The sequence below is a fragment of the Kitasatospora sp. NPDC022856 genome (genome assembly GCF_055561235.1).
The window spans coordinates 1-15,486 of record NZ_JBVHHE010000063.1 but is presented as its reverse complement, the minus strand read 5'-3'; the positions used below and the strand labels follow the sequence as shown (position 1 = coordinate 15,486).

At 72.4% G+C, this 15,486-nt stretch carries 15 protein-coding genes and 2 pseudogenes; 8 read left to right on the top strand and 9 right to left on the bottom strand.

Translation table 11 applies throughout. From position 1 onward, the window contains the following. Window positions 1–256: 256 nt before the first annotated feature. The 3 genes from ACZ34W_RS36090 to ACZ34W_RS36080 all read right to left on the bottom strand — a co-directional run bounded on the left by ACZ34W_RS36090 (window position 257) and on the right by ACZ34W_RS36080 (window position 3,674). Complete coding sequence (locus ACZ34W_RS36090; protein WP_465610350.1) at window positions 257–1,381, bottom strand: hypothetical protein; 1,125 nt, start codon at window positions 1,379–1,381, stop codon at window positions 257–259. Between the two features lie 650 nt (window positions 1,382–2,031). Beyond that, window positions 2,032–2,643, bottom strand: a complete 612-nt coding sequence (locus tag ACZ34W_RS36085; protein WP_465610348.1) for an SMI1/KNR4 family protein — start codon at window positions 2,641–2,643, stop codon at window positions 2,032–2,034. 323 nt (window positions 2,644–2,966) lie between these two features. Beyond that, window positions 2,967–3,674 (bottom strand): hypothetical protein, encoded by a 708-nt coding sequence (locus ACZ34W_RS36080; protein ID WP_465610346.1) that lies wholly within the window; start codon window positions 3,672–3,674, stop codon window positions 2,967–2,969. Between the two features lie 191 nt (window positions 3,675–3,865). Here ACZ34W_RS36080 and ACZ34W_RS36075 point away from each other — a divergent pair. Beyond that, window positions 3,866–4,105: pseudogene (locus ACZ34W_RS36075) on the top strand (IS5/IS1182 family transposase); the annotation flags it as partial. 42 nt (window positions 4,106–4,147) lie between these two features. Here the strand turns inward: ACZ34W_RS36075 and ACZ34W_RS36070 are convergent. Beyond that, window positions 4,148–4,303 (bottom strand): annotated as a pseudogene (locus ACZ34W_RS36070) (RidA family protein); the annotation flags it as partial. Between the two features lie 360 nt (window positions 4,304–4,663). Between ACZ34W_RS36070 and ACZ34W_RS36065 the strand changes: the two are divergent. Next, window positions 4,664–5,053: an ATP-binding protein gene (locus ACZ34W_RS36065; protein WP_465610371.1), complete on the top strand. Its 390-nt coding sequence runs from the start codon at window positions 4,664–4,666 to the stop codon at window positions 5,051–5,053. A 152-nt stretch (window positions 5,054–5,205) separates the two neighbouring features. On the opposite strand, the gene ACZ34W_RS36060 is transcribed toward ACZ34W_RS36065, so the two are convergent. Then, on the bottom strand, window positions 5,206–5,481 hold the full coding sequence (locus ACZ34W_RS36060; protein WP_465610344.1) for a hypothetical protein: 276 nt from the start codon (window positions 5,479–5,481) through the stop codon (window positions 5,206–5,208). Beyond that, complete coding sequence (locus ACZ34W_RS36055; protein ID WP_465610342.1) at window positions 5,475–5,648, bottom strand: hypothetical protein; 174 nt, start codon at window positions 5,646–5,648, stop codon at window positions 5,475–5,477. The genes ACZ34W_RS36060 and ACZ34W_RS36055 overlap by 7 nt, the downstream gene beginning before the upstream one ends. A gap of 709 nt (window positions 5,649–6,357) precedes the next feature. On the opposite strand from ACZ34W_RS36055, the gene ACZ34W_RS36050 reads away from it, so the two are divergent. Further along, complete coding sequence (locus tag ACZ34W_RS36050; RefSeq protein WP_329485099.1) at window positions 6,358–6,876, top strand: hypothetical protein; 519 nt, start codon at window positions 6,358–6,360, stop codon at window positions 6,874–6,876. Window positions 6,877–7,320: 444 nt separating this feature from the next. On the opposite strand, the gene ACZ34W_RS36045 is transcribed toward ACZ34W_RS36050, so the two are convergent. Together ACZ34W_RS36045 and ACZ34W_RS36040 are read right to left on the bottom strand one after the other, a co-directional pair. Continuing rightward, entirely contained in the window at window positions 7,321–7,899 is a 579-nt protein-coding gene (locus tag ACZ34W_RS36045) for a TetR/AcrR family transcriptional regulator (protein ID WP_329485098.1), read from the bottom strand. 68 nt (window positions 7,900–7,967) lie between these two features. Next, window positions 7,968–8,858, bottom strand: a complete 891-nt coding sequence (locus tag ACZ34W_RS36040; RefSeq protein WP_465610339.1) for an SDR family NAD(P)-dependent oxidoreductase — start codon at window positions 8,856–8,858, stop codon at window positions 7,968–7,970. Window positions 8,859–9,192: 334 nt separating this feature from the next. Here ACZ34W_RS36040 and ACZ34W_RS36035 point away from each other — a divergent pair, with 334 nt between their 5' ends. From ACZ34W_RS36035 to ACZ34W_RS36015, 5 genes are all read left to right on the top strand, one after another. Continuing rightward, the gene (locus tag ACZ34W_RS36035) at window positions 9,193–9,693 is read left to right on the top strand and encodes a hypothetical protein (RefSeq protein WP_465610337.1); all 501 of its coding nucleotides are present in this window, start codon (window positions 9,193–9,195) and stop codon (window positions 9,691–9,693) included. A gap of 723 nt (window positions 9,694–10,416) precedes the next feature. Next, window positions 10,417–11,283 carry a D-alanyl-D-alanine carboxypeptidase family protein gene (locus ACZ34W_RS36030; protein ID WP_329485094.1) on the top strand — a complete coding sequence of 289 codons (867 nt, stop codon included), beginning with the start codon at window positions 10,417–10,419 and terminating at the stop codon, window positions 11,281–11,283. A 248-nt stretch (window positions 11,284–11,531) separates the two neighbouring features. Continuing rightward, window positions 11,532–12,407 (top strand): endonuclease/exonuclease/phosphatase family protein, encoded by an 876-nt coding sequence (locus tag ACZ34W_RS36025; RefSeq protein WP_465610335.1) that lies wholly within the window; start codon window positions 11,532–11,534, stop codon window positions 12,405–12,407. A gap of 129 nt (window positions 12,408–12,536) precedes the next feature. Beyond that, window positions 12,537–13,343: a response regulator transcription factor gene (locus ACZ34W_RS36020; protein ID WP_465610333.1), complete on the top strand. Its 807-nt coding sequence runs from the start codon at window positions 12,537–12,539 to the stop codon at window positions 13,341–13,343. A gap of 4 nt (window positions 13,344–13,347) precedes the next feature. After that, entirely contained in the window at window positions 13,348–14,613 is a 1,266-nt protein-coding gene (locus tag ACZ34W_RS36015; protein WP_465610331.1) for a sensor histidine kinase, read from the top strand. 297 nt (window positions 14,614–14,910) lie between these two features. On the opposite strand, the gene ppnP is transcribed toward ACZ34W_RS36015, so the two are convergent. Beyond that, window positions 14,911–15,195, bottom strand: coding sequence for a pyrimidine/purine nucleoside phosphorylase (ppnP, locus tag ACZ34W_RS36010; RefSeq protein WP_465610329.1), 285 nt, complete (start codon window positions 15,193–15,195; stop codon window positions 14,911–14,913). Window positions 15,196–15,486: the final 291 nt, after the last annotated feature.

Below are 15,486 nucleotides of genomic sequence, written 5' to 3'. Positions count from 1 at the left end.
ACGGCGTCACATGGGCCGCGCTGCCACCGACTTCCCGCCCTACAAGCGCGTCCACGCCTTCTCACTCGGCCTCGATCAGGCGGCGTACGACAAGCGCAAGTCGGCACTGACCGTGATCCGGGTCGGACGGGGTGTTCTCCTCGGCGGCCGCCGGTCTTGACCCCGGCGAGGTCCGCGGCCTTGTCATTCTCGAACGGGCCGACGTCCCAGGTACCCATGACGATCTCCTCGCGCCCCGGGCGCCTTGCCGGGAGGTTCACGGAGTGGCGGGCGTGACCTCGGTGGGTGCGCGGTCCCGGGCTTCCCCGAGCAGCCGTTCCATGTGTGCGGTGCGGGCCAGTCCGGGGCAGAGTCGGTGGGCGCGGCGGAGGGCGTCCTGGGCCTGGTCGAACTGTCCGGCGTGGGTGAGTGCGCCGGCGAGTGTGCATGCCGCCTCGGCCCGCCAGAGGCGTTCGGGGTGTCGGTTCTGCTGGCGTCTGGCGGTGGTGACGGCGTCGTCGGTCCGGTCCTCGAAGCGTGCGAGGTCGGCGCTGGCGGGAACCATGAGGTCGACCTTGGCCTTGGGGGCGTCGATCGCGTCCATCGCGCTGCTCAGGCGGGGCAGGTAGCTCTCACGCGGGAGCGTCCCCGCGTCCGCCGCGCCGGCGATTGCGCTGCTGACCAGCAGGATTTCGCTGTGGCGGCCGTCGGACCAGCCCTGTGCTGCGGCCGCGCGGCCCCACTGCTCCGCCTCGGCGTAGCGGCCCTCGGCGAGGGCGAGCAGTCCGCGGTCCAGATCCGGCCGGTCCTGCTCGGTCAGTTCCGGTACGGCGGCGCGCAGGTCCGCGACACGACCCTGGAGGACGGCGGTCGTGGCCCGGACGTCGGCGGAGGAGCTGAGCGGGAGCGACGACGGCTTGAAGGGGACCACGAGGAGGATCCGGCCGGTGCCCAAGGGGCCGCGCAGGGTGGATGCCACCCGTACGAGTGTCGCGCCGATCGCGGCCGCGCCCACGGGCCAGGCGCTCGTGCCCAGGAGCCAGGCCCCGGCCGCGAGTTGGAGGACGACCGACAGGGCGGTGCCGAGCCACACGCGCAGCCTCGCCAGCGGGGCACGGCACGCGAACCAGGCGACGTCCAGCGGTCCCGGAATCTTCCTCAACTGGACGAGGGTCTCGCCGATCACGACTTCGGCCAGGATTCGGCCGCGCCCGAGACTGACGTAGGCGATCTGCTTGCTCTGTAGGCGGGCGGTGGCCAGGACCCATGCCTGGGTGGCCAGCGCGGACAGCACCAGGCCCGCCAGGGCGAGAAGCCGGACCCGCAGGGTGGCGGGCCTGTCGTCGGCGAACAGGGCGGTGGCCGACAGGGCGGCGAGCGTGGACCAGAGGACGTTCTTCACGGGCGACAGCCTCCGGCACGCGGCGGCCGCTGTGAAGATCACGTGACCCACCTGTGATCACGAATTTCCGCAGGTCCGAACGCCGAGACCGGGGCCGCCCAGCCCGGGATCCGTAGACAAGAGCAGGAGACTCAAGTCCTCCAGCCGGGTGGCGCCATCGGAAGGCGGTCGGTCAGACCCGGGCACTGCCCTGTGCCACCGGATCGATACGGCTCCGGGACCGCCCTGTTCGACGCCGAGGCCGAAGCGCTGCCGCGGTTCGACCGACCCAACCCGGCCCGGACCGACGACGCGCACGGCCATCTACGAGCCCGAGGACCTCCTCGGGTACCGTCGCGTGGGCCTGCTCAACTGATCCCGCCGGCGGTCGCGAGAGTTCAACCCGGGAGGCACGTCGGAGAGCCGAGCAAGAAGGCTTGCCTGCTGGCCGATCAGGCAACCCCGGCCGTGCTGCGGCTGGTGCCCTCTCGTCTGCGGCTCCCCGTCCCCTGCGGCGACCTCGTGCTCCTGTCCATGAGTCATAACGCGATGACCGTCGCTTTCGGCAACGGGCGGCAAGGCTTCACCGGGCCAGCAGCGTCGTTCACAACCATGCCGTGAGTGCGGGTCCAGTGGCGTATCGCCTCGTCCTCCGGTTGGGGCGCGTCGCGCTAGGCTCGCACGGGCGCGCCGGGGCCGCGCCAGTCACCGGTGGTGATTCCTTCCAACTCGTCCGCCGCCTGCTGGAAGAAGGCGGACAGCGACGCGTGGACGCCTTCGTCGGGCAGGTCGTACTCGGCCCACCTGCCGACCGTCCCGCTGGCCGTGTCCAGGAACGTCCCGTAGAGGCCGTCGCGCTCCGCCGTGATCGGCACCCACTCCGGGCGCCACGACGGGTAGTCCGGATCGTCGGAGGGTTCCATTCGCTCCACGGCGAGCCGGTGGAGGTAGACCCGCTCGATGTCCGCCAAGCCGAGCAGGAGATGACCGCCGGGAACGGGTACGTCGCAGCCCCGCTCCACCAGGGTCTCGCGGGGCTCGCCCCGCCAGCCGGTGTCCAGGTCGTGTGCGAGGAGCCATTGCCGCAGCTCCGGCGGCAGTGCCAGACCCATGCGCACCTCGGCCCGGCCGATGGCCTCCGAGTCCCCCGGCCCGCCGAGGACGGCGACGACCCCGGGGTCGTAGCGTTCGAGCCACGCGGTGAACCGTGCCCAGGCCGCCCGCACGTCTCCTGAACCGTCCACCTGAGTTCCCTTCAGTTGCATCGACAGCTGATCACGCATGGGAAGACCGTAGACGAAGCCACCGACAAGGACGTTCGGCCCGGAACAAGGCTGAGCAAGCGACCGGGCAGAACTGCCTCCCGGCGTCGGGCGTTCCACCGGCCGGAACGGGGTGGGTCAGTGCCGAACGCCGGCGGCCGTTGACACCGCGGCAATCCGACGGTAGGCGCCAACGGTCGACTGTGAGGCGACTTGTATCACCAGCCACACAGGGTTGCCCTGTTTGCCGATCTTGATCTTCAACGTTGCGCGGCGAGATGGGCTTGGAGCGTGGGTTCGCGTTTGTGGCTCAGCCCACATGCTCTCGCCCTGGTGGAACGGCTTCAAATAGTAGGCCCCGGGTTGCGCGGCCGAGGTGCGGGCTGGTCCGGCATGGGCTTCCACGGCTGCATGGCCGGGTCCGGGTCCGAGGACGGTGAGGCGCCCATGGCACGAAGGCGCGCGAGGTTGGCGGCCTGTCGTTCCTCCTCGGCCGTACTGCCGCACGGCATGGAGGGGGCTCGGGGCGGCGGTGCGGGGTAGCGGCCGGCTGCCAGCCTCAAGCCGTGACCGCACTGATCCTGGGTCTGGATGATGTGCGAACGGGACGGCGGCTCAGGCCAGATGGTGATCTCGTAGTCCTCGACGGGTTCGCTGACAACGCTGTCGGGTGCGGTGTCCCGGCCGCGGGCCTTGACGAGGATGCGGTACCAGCCCGGGCCCTGCGCGCTTAGAACGGGAAGTCCGGGCACCGGGCCGTCGGACAGCGAGTCGACGCGCAGATTCCCGCGCGGGGCGTGGACGCTGGCCTCGACGACCTCGCTCCAGCGCGGGTCCGGGCCTTTCCCGTCGTCGGGGCGGGCGGTGAGAACGGTGACGTACGCACGCGCCGGCCCGGTGTGGATACCGGTGTGGATGCGGGCACCTGAGGTCATGGTGATGACCAGACCGTTGGAGTAGTCGTCTTCAGGGCCGACCGGGATAAGGCCGGTGTCCAGCAGGCCGAAGGATCGATCGGAAACGTGCACGAGGACCGGGGTGTCGGTCGGCACGGGGCGCTCCTCTCGCAACTGGCTCCAGATGAGGGATTCAGCGGGCCACCCGCCGGACTGTGGGCCCGAACCGTGCCAAGGCTTCGGACCGGGCCCTCGGGGCGGGTCAGGCTACAACCCGCGCCCTGAAGGGTCGCCGTCAAGTACCCGCTCCCACCGGTAGAACTGCGACATGGTTCCGCCCTGTGAGTTCTGGTCGTTCACCGTGGAACTCCACCTCCTGCCGGGCCCACCGGCATGCCGCCGGGGCCCGCAGAACAGCGCCGCGAGTGCGGGGAAAGGCGCACGCGCTGTTCTGCGGGCCCCGGGGCGGCCCGGCCTGCAAGATCCACCTCGCGAGTGAAGGCGGGCGCCGCCCTCTGGCCATGTTGATCACTCCAGGCCAGTGGGGCGCCGCCCCACAGTTCGTCCCGGTCGTGCAACGCATTCGGAAGATTCGCGAGCGCCTGACGGGCTTGCGTCTCGAAGTCCCCCGCGCCGACCGTGGCCCCCTGGGCATCAATCGGCGCCTGCCCCGACGTGAAGACCAAGTTCCCGACTCGGACGCCGAGCGATATACCGGCCGACTCGTACCAGTCGGGTTCCGCGGAGACACGCACGCGCTCGGCGGCAGGCTGTGTAACGGACATACTGCTGACACTCCCTCAAAGCTGCACACATATGGAGCCGGGCAGTTGTGCTCACCCCGGCTTGATCGACAGCCGAGAGATCCTGGGATTCATTCCCGAGGGCTCGCAAGTTCGCCTTGGCACAGCTCCGGATCCTCCTCGATGCCGATCGCTTACAGCAGGTCGATCTCCTTCAGCGCCCGACCCCGTTCCGCAACGTCAGCAGGTGCAACGAGCAAACCGTTCACGCGCATGGAAGGGGCGGACGCGGGGGACCGGCGTGGGCAGCGGGGTGATCGTGGCGGGGTTGGCGCTCTCATGGCGGGGCACAAGGTTCGGGCAGGATGGAGCGGGGTCGGCGACGCAGGAAGTAGGTGAATGATGGGCATGGTGAGCGTTGAGGTCGCGGCCCTCGGTTCGGGCTCGTGTGTCGCGGCCGCGCGCGAGAGAGCGCGCGGGTTCCTCGACGGCCTCGTCCCGGCGTCCACGCCCGAGGCTGCGGAGACGGTGCTTCTCGTCGTCTCGGAGCTCGTCACCAATGCCCTGCGCCATGGCGGCGGCACGTTCACTCTGGACCTGACCGCGCAGGCGGACGGTGTGGAGGTGGCCGTGCACGACCGCAGCTCGCGGCTGCCGCGCATGCGGACCCCGGACCTCGACGGCGGCGCCGGGGGTTTCGGCTGGCCCATGGTCAACCGTCTTGCCCGTGCGACCGCTGTCGTACGTCGGGAGGGCGGCGGCAAGACCGTCAGTGCCCTGCTCGCCCGGTAGCGGCGGAACGGTCGTTCGCGACGGCCTCGGGCATGGCGCAGGGTGCGGTATCGGCGCGCCCGTCGAGCCGGCCGGTGGGGATGTTCGGGCGCGGTGTCAGTGGGACGCGGCTTCCTGCCAGCGGTTGCTTGGAGGAAGAGTCGCAGGTGAGGCTATCCGGCAGGGGCTGGAACGCCCATCAGCGAGCGGGTTTCGTAGCCGTCGGCCGTCCACTCGGCGCCGGAGATCGGCAGCGCCGCGCCGTCGACCGCCACGTACCGGCTCGCGTCGGAGCCGGACTGGTCGAGGACGACGGTGCCCGCCGGCGCAAGGCCGGGCAGCGACCGGAACGCGGTGTCGTCGACGAGCACGATCCAGCTCAGGTCGTAGTGGTCCGCGGTGACGTCGGAGGCCGCGGCGGGAGCCCGGGCACCGGCGATCATCACCACGTCGGCCCGGCGGCCGACTCGACCAGGGCCCCGGTCGGCAGCGAGTGCGGTTTCGGGGGCGTGGTGGACGCGGTGGACGCGGTGCCGTCGGCGTTGACGATCCGCTGCGCGGCGGCGGCCTCCAACTGGTAGCGGTCGGGGTAGGCCGACACAACGACGCCCGGCACCGTGGCCTACGTGCGAACAAGCCGCTGACCCACGCGGTCAACCCTCGGAGACACAACAGCAGGCCGTCCATCTTCGATGGCAATCGATCAAGGTTCCATGGCACAGGAGACGTGGTGGACTCCTCGATGGCCGGCCCCCCACCGTGGAGACGGGCCGGACACCTTGACGAATCTCGTGAGGCCGGGGCCGGGCACCTTGACGGCGCCCCGGAGTCCGGGCCCGGCCCCGGCATGGCGCGGGCCGGGCCGGCGGGCAGGACTACAGGTCCCAGGCCCCGCACCGGGTCCTCGAGGTCGGCCAGGCGGGCAGCGCCGGCCTTCACGCCGGTCGGCATCCGCCGCACCATCGGGTGGCCGTCGGCATCGGCCTTGAGATCGCGTACGCGCTGGCGGGCGGCCCGCTCGCGGGTGTCGGCCAGGACGAACAGCAGCCACGGGAGGGCCGGGGAGTGCTGCTGCCGGGCCGGAAGCACCAGCCGATCACCTTGGAGGGGATGACCGTCCTGTCCCCGGAGGTTCGACGTGTGCTCGTCCGGGTGGCCGCTTCGTCGTCCGGGTGTCTGAACCGCTGGTCGTGTGCGGAGCGTTGTCAGGTACGGGGCCGCTGAACGGGGCTCCGGACCATCGGTGGGGCGGGGAGGGGTACCGCGCCGCCATGAACCGCAGGCCCGGGAGCGGTCGGGAACGCTCCGGGGCGAGGAGGAACGCCATGACCATCCGCAGGACGTCCAAGCGGCTCGTCGCACTCGCAATCGCCGCGACCGCCCTGGCCGGCGGCATCGGCCTCACCACCGCCACCAGCGCGTCGGCCGACGCCGTCGACCAGGAGTGGAAGTGCACGCGGAACCCGCGTGGCTGGGACCACATGGACTGGCGCACCTGTCTGCTCCCCGGCGACTCGCTGGTCTCCGGTAACGGCGATCAGCGGCTCGTCTACCAGAACGACGGCAACCTCGTGCAGTACGACGAGGGCGGACACGCGGTCTGGACCACCGGGACCGCCAACACCTCGCCGGGCAGGGTCATCATGCAGTCGGACGGCAACCTCGTCGTCTACGACCGCTCCATGCGCGCCCTGTGGGCCTCCGGAACCGCACTCGGCTGCAACCCGCCTGTCAACTGGCTGCGCCTGCAGAACGACGGGAACCTGGTCATCTATCGTCCCCACAACGACGGTCCGTGGACCGCGGTCTGGTCCCGGCTGAACGGCCGCGTCGGCACCTGCTGACCCGAACCGGACGGCGACCCGGACGGGCCGGACGCCGGGCGCCGGCGGCGGGGGCCGCCGGCGCCCGCCGCCTGATGTCCGCTGTCGGGCTGTCTGCCTCCTGGTCCTGGCGGTGCGGTCTGTGGTGGCTGCTGCTGTCCTGTGTCTCGGCCCCTGACGTGTCGCGGGGTGCGACGGGAGACTGCGTGTTGCACCCCTGAACTGGGCCTCTACCTCTGCTGGATGGCTGGCAGGCCGTGTTGCGGCGGGTGCGTTGCACCCTTGTCGGCGGTCACGGAGTTCCCCGCCTTCGACCGTTTCCGCGCGTCACGGAGCTCCCCACCCTCGTGGTCACGATTTCCCCAGGGGGGACGGCGATCGCAGTCCGGTGCGCCGCACAGGTGGTGGCAGCAGGTACGGATCACCCCGGTACGGATCATCCCGGTCGGTGCGCGGGCGGTGTTCTCACGCGTGCTGTGGCGTGGCGTGCAGTCCTTCGAGGAGCGTGGCCAGGTAGCGGTGGGCGGTGTCGATCCGGGCGGCGGGTTTTCCGCCGTGGACATTGACGGCGTGGGCGATGCCGCACATGAGCGGGACGAGATCGGTGGCGGCCAGGTCAGGTCGGACCGCTCCGGCATCGCGAGCCCGGTCGAGGAGTGCGGTGCCGACCGACCGAAGCGTCTCTTTGAGTTCCGTGGTGCGCGGCAGGGTGTCGGTGGCTGCCGCGGTGACCGGGGCGAGGGACGCGTCGGTGACCTGCGCTTCGACGGTGCGGAACAGGAAACCTTCGAGGGCGTGCCAGGGGTCGGTGCCGGCCAGAGCCTGCCGCCCGTGGTCGGCCAGGGCTTCCAGGCAGGGAGCGGCGACGGTCTCCAGTAGCGCCTCGGGGGTGGCGAAGTGCCGGTAGACGGTGCCGACTCCGAGTCCGGCGCGGCCGGCGACGTCGTTCAGCTGCAAGGGTGTGCCCTGGTCGACCAGTGCACGGGCGACCGCGACGATCCGGTCCCAGTTGCGTGCCGCGTCCTTGCGCAGGGGCATCGTCATGGGGGACATGCTAACCGGATTCTCCATCCGGATGGCACCGCCGACAGCGCCCGCACCGCCTGGCACTGTCAGGCGGCGGTGAGGGGTGCGTACCGTTCACTGAGCCGGCGCACGTCCTGGGCGATGCGGGGGTCGGTGGCTGCGCGCAGCGGCGTCACCGGGCGCGCCTGGGCCCCGATGACGATGCCGGTCCGGCCCGCGAGGGCTTCGTCGGTGGCGGCGACGATCGAGGACCGGGCGGCCACGGACGCCGGGCCCGACGTGGAGCGGTCGAACTTGCGGCGCACCAGCGGCCACAGCAGTCGCAGGGCCGGTGAGACGATCTTCGGGTCGGTCATGGTGCCGTTGGTCATGTCGGTCGCGGCGCCTCCCGGGTCGGCGGCGAAGACGGAGGTGGCCGTGCCCTTCAGTCGGTTCGCCAGGTCGAGCGTGTAGGCGAGGTTGGCGAGCTTGGCGCGGCCGTACCAGTGGAAGCCGTAGTAGCCGCCGGGCGGCTCGACGGCGTCGAAGGCCTTCTTCGCGAGCCCGACCGCGCCCGAGGTCACGTTCACGATCCTGCTCGGCGCCCCGACTGTCAGCGTGGGCAGCAGCAGTTCCGTCAGCAGGTACGGCGAGAGGTGGTTGACGAGGAACGACGCTTCGATGCCGTCCAGGGTCCGTCGCTGCGGGAACATCGCCCCGACGTTGTTGACCAGCACGGTGAGCGGGTCGCCGGAGGCGGCGTGCTCGGCGGTGATCCGGTCGGCGAGCGCGCGCACCTGGTCGAGCGAGCCGAGGTCGGCGGGCAGGAACCGTCCGGGATGTGCCGGGTTCGTCGCGTTGATTCGGCCGACCGCCCGGGCGCCGCGGTCGGCGTCGCGTCCGACCACGGTGACCGAAAACCCGGCGGCGGCCAGTCCCAGGGCAGTCTCCAGCCCGATGCCGGCCGTCCCCGCTGTGACCACAGCTGTCTTCGCCATGTGCCCCTCCACTCCGATATCCGGATAGTTCATCCGCTTGCTGGGACGGTAGCATAGAAACGGATGAACTATCCGATTAGAGTTGTCGGGCGGCGGACAGGCGATGCCGGGCGCCATGAAGCCGCGCCGATCCGAGCACGCCGGACGGCCCGGGCGCTCATCCGCCACTGCCCCCGGGCACCCGGGGAATCACGGGACCGTCTACACCTCCCCGGCCGGCATCGCAGGAGCGGCGGGCCGGCGAGGCGCTGGCGGCCAGTTCCCGAACCGCGGCCGAGGGTTGACGCTCACGCAGGGCACCGTCGTGGCGAGAGCAGAGGGAGTGCCAGAGGGAGTGCCGCGGACGACAGAGCGCCTGCCGCACGTTCCGTACATCGACGCCGTGATCCGAGCGGTCCGCGAGGCCGGCGACGACACCGGCCCGGACCGCTCCACCGACTACGCCACCGAGGACGGAGAGGCGATGCTGCGGGAGGCGTTCATCGACCTGGGCGAGGACGACCAGGACGACGAGGACGAGCCCGTACGAACGGCGCTCACCCGGCGCCAGATCACCGGCTGGCTCGGCATCGACTACGACGGCCACGGCCGCCGCGGCCGCGACGAGCACGCCGCCGAGGCCTTCGCCGACGACGGCGCGCTGCCGGCCCCCGCCCCCGTCGCCGACTTCGTCCGTGCCTGGTTCAACGGGCCCCCGGGGTCGCCGACACCCGGGGCCGACGACACCACGCCATCCGATGGCCCGCTGCCCGCCCCGCTCGCCACCGCTCTGGAGAACGCCGACGTCACCGCGGACCTCGCCCGCCGGCTCGCTCCCTACGGGTCAGCGGCCTGACCACCCGGCTGAGCGGCGGGCCGACGCACCCCCCACCTCGCCGCCCGTTCCGGCCCCGGCCGCCTGGCCCGGCGCGAGTCGGGATTTCGTGGCGCCGGGTCGTGAGACTACCCGCGATTCCCCCGGTGGCAGGGCTGTACCAAGGGTCGGTGTCACGAAAGGGCGATCGGCGTAGGTGCGCTGTCAGGTGATCGGTCCGGCGGGGCACCGCCTGGGGCACCCCCCGCCGGGGTCCGGCCCGGCGGGTCGGGCTGTCCGGCTTTGCGGGGCTCCTGCCCGGTCTGGGGCGCCGGTGGTCCGGTACATGGTTGATACACGACTGCGTGATGGCGGAAGCCGCGCTACGACCGGGCCGAAGCGCCGGTCGCGGAGTCTGTGGGTACACCCGGTGGCCGCGGCCCCGGGACCTTGTCCCTCTGGCTCCGGGAGGCCGTTGTCGTGTCAGTTCCCACACCATCCGAAGACCGAGACCGAGACCGAGACCGAGACCGAGACCGAGACCGAGACCGAGACCGGGACCGAGACCGGGACCGGGACCGAGACCGGAACGGGGACCGGGAGCGGCCTTCCTCGCCCGGTCGGCTTGCTCCGGTCCGTCGTGGAGCGCTCTGGGCCTCGGCCGTTGTCCTGCTCGCCGGGGCCGGTGCCGGTGGTGGCGCGCTGGCTGCCCGGCAGGGCGGCGACGCGGCCGTCGGCAGCGGCATCCGGGCCGGCGGGGCGCTGGTGCTGCCGGTACCGGAGGCGATCACGGCGCTGGGTCTGCCGTGGCCGCAGGAAGGCCAGTCGGCCGTCGCGGCGGCGAAGGTCGGTGTGCTCGGTGTCAGAGGGCCGCAGCAGCCGGTGCCGATCGCGAGTGTCACCAAGGTGATGACGGCGTACGTCGTTCTCAGGGACCACCCGCTCCAGGACGGCGAGGACGGGCCGACGATCACGGTCGACGCGCGGGCCGCCGAAGAGGCGGAGGCGACGGACGAGTCCACCGCCCCCGTCACCGCCGGGCAGCGCCTGACCCAGCGCAAGTTGCTGGAGGTGATGCTGTTGCCCTCCGCCAACAACGTGGCCCGGCTGCTGGCCCGGTGGGACGCGGGCAGTGAGGACGCGTTCGTTGCCCGGATGAACGCGCAGGCGGCCCGGCTGGGGATGACCGGTACCACCTACACCGGGGCCAGCGGACTTGAGGCCACGACCGTGTCCACCGCCGCCGACCAGCTCAAACTGGCTCGCGAGGCGATGAAGGACCCGGCGCTGCGGGCCACGGTGGCCCTGCGCGACACCACGCTCCCGGGCCGCGCCGCACCGCTGCGCAACACCAACAGGCTGCTCGACCTGCCCGGAGTGGTGGGCCTCAAGACCGGTTCGACCACCTCGGCGGGCGGGAACCTGATGTGGGCGCTGGAGGTCGCTGACGGCACGGACGGCTCGGGGCGCCGGCTCGTCTACGGCGTGGTGCTCGGCCAGCGTGCCGGTACCACTCCCGCCGACGGCCTGCGGGCCGCCCTGGAGCGCAGCGGGCGGCTCGTCGACGCCCTGCGGCAGAAGCTGCCCGGTGTCCTGCCGGCTCTCGACGGCGGCCGGCAGGAGTGGGCATGAGCGCGCGCACCGGAACGGCCGCGACGACGCCCTCGCCCGTGGACAGCGCCACGTCGGCCGGCGGGCCCGGCGACGACGGTGGGCATGGGCCCCGTGGTCGGACGGTCCGCCACCACGTCCCTCTCTACCGCGTCCTTCGCGACCGCGTCCTTCGCCGCCCGACGCGCCCGACGCGCCCGACGCGCTCGCCGCGGCCGGCCCGTCGTGCTGTGGGGCGGCGCGGGTGGCTGATCGCGGGAGCCGCCGCCGTGCTCGCCGCCGTGATGGTCCTGGGCCCCTGGCTGCCGGGCGGCCCGCTCAACCTGGTCAGCCTCTGGCAGACCGTGCTGCCCTGGTCAGGCCTGGGCATCGCGCTGCTTCTCCTCCTCGCCGCACTACGGCGCTCGGCTCTCGCAGCGGTGGCCGTCCTGCTGCCCGCTCTCGTCTGGAGCGTTCTGTTCGCACCGGCCCTGGTCGACAAGCGGGCGGGCGGCGGGGACTTCACCGTTGTCAGCCACAACGTGAACGAGGACAACCCCGACCCACGCCGAACGGCACGCGCCCTGGCCGGCTCCGGAGCCGACGTCGTGGCGGTGGAGGAACTGGCGGGCCGGGCGCAGGAGACCTACCGGCGCGAGCTGGCCGCCACCTACGCCCACTCCGAGGTGCACGGCGGCATCGCGCTGTGGAGCAAGTACCCGCTCCAGGACGTGGAACCGGTGGAGATCATGCCCTGGACCCGGGCCCTGCGCGCCACCGTCCTCACTCCCAAGGGCCCCCTCGCCCTCTACACGGCGCACCTCGCCTCGGTCCGGGTACGCCCGGACGCCGGGTTCACCACCGCCGCCCGCAACGAAGCGGCGGCCAAACTCGCCGCGGCCGTACACAGCGAGCCGCTCACGAGGATCGTCGTCGTGGGCGACCTCAACGGCTCCTTCGACGACTCCGCGCTGCACCCGCTCACCGGGCCGCTGCGCTCGGCCCAGCAGGAAGCCGGCGACGGCTTCGGCTTCACCTGGCCCGCGCCGTTCCCGGTGGTGCGCATCGACCAGATCCTGGTGAAGGGCATCACCGCGCGCTCCGCGTGGACCCTGCCGGACACCGGCAGTGACCATCTCCCGGTCGCGGCGTCCCTGAAGCTGTGACCACCCCGGCCACCCGCCACCGCCCCCCCGGCCACCCGCCACCCCCCCGGCCACCCGCCACCGCCCCCGGCGGCGCGCTCCCCCCGGCGGCCCCCGGCGACGGGGACCGGCCCCGGACGTGCTGGAATGATGACCCGACCCCCAGGCGACGACACCGGAGAGCTCTTGTCCGCCACCCGAGTACCCGAAGCGGTCAACGTGCTCCTCGTCGAGGACGACGCGGTCATCCGCCGCTCGGTCCAGCTGGCCCTGGAACGCTACGGCTACCGGGTCGACGTCACCGGCGACGGCCTGGACGGCCTGGACGCCGTGCGGGCCGGCGCACACGACGTCCTGATCCTGGACGTCATGCTGCCCGGCCTCGACGGCATCAGCCTGTGCCGGCGCGTGCGCGAGGAGACCCTCACCCCCGTCCTGATGATGTCCGCCCGCGGCGACGCCCTCGACGTCGTGGCCGGCCTGGAGGCCGGGGCCGACGACTACGTGGTCAAGCCCGTGGACATCCCCGTCCTCGTCGCCCGCATCCGCTCCCTGCTGCGCCGCGCCACCTTCCACCAGCGCCCGGCCGCGGAGCCCGCTCGGCAGGAGCCGGCCGCGCCGGGCGGGCCGGGAAGCCGCCACCGGGACCTCCCCGCGGAGGACGTGCCCGACCTGCTCACCTTCGGCGGCCTGACCATCGACCCGCGCGGCCTGGACGTCCGTCTGGACGGCCGTGCCGTTGCCCTCACGCCCACCGAACTGCGCCTGCTGCTGGTCTTCGCGGAGAGTCCCGGCACGGTCCTGGACCGCCGCCGCCTGCTGCGCGAGGTGTGGGACTACGGCTGGGAGGGCGACACCCGGGTGGTCGACCTGTGCGTGGTACGGCTGCGCAAGAAGATCGGCGCCGACCGCATCGAAACCGTCCGGGGCTTCGGCTACAAGCTCCTGCGGAGCTGACGCGATGACCGTACGACGCACCGGCCCGCGCCCCCTGGACCCGCGTTCCCTGCGCTGGAAGATCACCGCCCTGGTCGTGCTCGCCTGCGCTGCGGTCGCGGTGGTGATCGGCCTGCTCGTCCACCGGGCGACCGCGGAGCAGGGCGAGCGGACCGGGCGCGACCAGGCGATCGCGCAACTGGGCGCCGCCGAGCAGGAGCTCTCCCGCACCGGCCGCCGTCCCGACAACGCCTCCCTCGAGCCCCGGACCGGCCTGCCCCGGCCGCTGGCCGAGGCCCTCGAAGGTTCGAAGGCTCCGGGGGAGTACGCCCTGTGGTACGACGTCAGAGCACCGAACTGGTACTGGATGTGGGCAACCGTCCCGGTCGGCGACGGTCAGGTGCTCGTGGTGCGGACCGACATGAGCGCCACCGTGCGCAGCCTCCAGCTGCTGGACCGCAGCATCGTCAAGGCCGCCCTCGCCGCCCTGGCCGTTGTCGTCCCCCTCACCGTGCTGGCGGCGGAACGGATGAACCGGCGCCTGCGCCACGGGTCCCGGACCGCCCGCCGGATCGCGGACGGCGACCTCGACGCCCGGATCGGCCGCCGGGGCCGCGCCCGGGACGAGATCACCGAGATGTCCACGGCCGTGGACGAGATGGCCGGGGCACTCCAGGGCCGGCTCGCCGCGGAGAAGCGCTTCACCGCCGACGTCGCCCACGAGCTGCGCACCCCGCTGATGGGCCTGGTCACGGCCGCCGGTCTGCTGCCCGAGGACGACGAGGCCGCCGGCCTGGTCCGCACGCAGGTCCGCGCCCTGCGCGCCCTGGTCGAGGACCTGCTGGAGGTCTCCCGCCTCGACGCCGGCGTCGAGAGCGCCCGACTCGACGAGGTCCCCCTGGGCGATCTCGTCGACGAGGTGAGCGGGAGGGGCGACGGCGATGTCCGCCTGCGGCTGACGAGGCCCGCCACCGTCCGCACCGACCCGCGCCGCGTGGAGCGGATCCTCACCAACCTTCTCGCCAATGCCCACCGGCATGGCACCGCCCCCGTCGAAGTCGCCGTCACCGGCAGCCGGATCACCGTACGCGATCACGGACCGGGCTTCCCCGACGCCCTCCTCGCCGACGGGCCGCAGCGCTTCCGCACCGGGGCCGCCGAACGCGGCCAAGGACACGGCCTCGGCCTCACCATCGCCACCGGGCAGGCGCTCGTCCTCAACGCCCGGCTGACCTTCGCGAACGCCCCCGACGGCGGAGCCCTCGCCACCCTCGACCTCCCCGACCCCTGACCCCTGACGCCCCTCGGACTTACTCGGCAACTCCTGTGCCGACGCCTGCCCACGAGCCCACGGGAGGGCCGGGTGTGTGATGTCTGAAGGGGGCACCGCCGCTGTCGGGGACGGGGCGGCGCGTGGCGCGGCGGATGTCACCGGCGAGGTGTCGCGTCCCGCCCGGTGGTGCGGGTCCCGTCGCTGTCGCCAGTGGCCGTCTGAGGGCCGTGCCGCCCGTGTAGTAGCCGTCGAGGCGATCGCGGTACTCGCGGTCGCCCGTGTGCCGGTCGTTACCGGCGGGCCGCGCGGCCGGAATCAGTCACGGTACTCGCAGAGGTAGGCGGTCTCGACGTCGGCCTTGACCTGGAACGCGCTGTCGGCCGGTACGTCGAACCGCTCGCCTGCCTCGAACGTCTCCCACTGCTCGGAGCCGGGCAGCCGGACGGTCAGGGCGCCGGAGACCACGTGCATGATCTCGCGCTTCGCGGTGCCGAACCCGTACGCGCCGGGCGCCATGACGCCGACGGTCGCCGGCCCGTCCGCCGTGGTGAAGGCGATCGACGTCACCGTGCTGTCGAAGTACTCGTTGACCTTGAACATGGGCGTCCTCTGGGGGATGAGCAGGGGGGACCGGCCCGCCCGTAGCGGGCCGGTCCGCGGGTGGGGGGAAGGGTAGCGGTGGGGAGTTCGTCGTCGGGGAGCGGTCCGAATGACGGTCTGCCGGTCGGGGCCGAGCCGCTTCGGCCGGGCGGGGCCCGCGGCGGTCACGCGGGGGTGGGACGTCACTGCCAGACGCGCTAGTGTCCTGCGCCCGAGATCCGTCGTTAGATCTTGCGTGAGTGATTCTTCGGATGTGCCGGTGCGTCGTCGTGGTCCTGCGTTGGAGCCGTT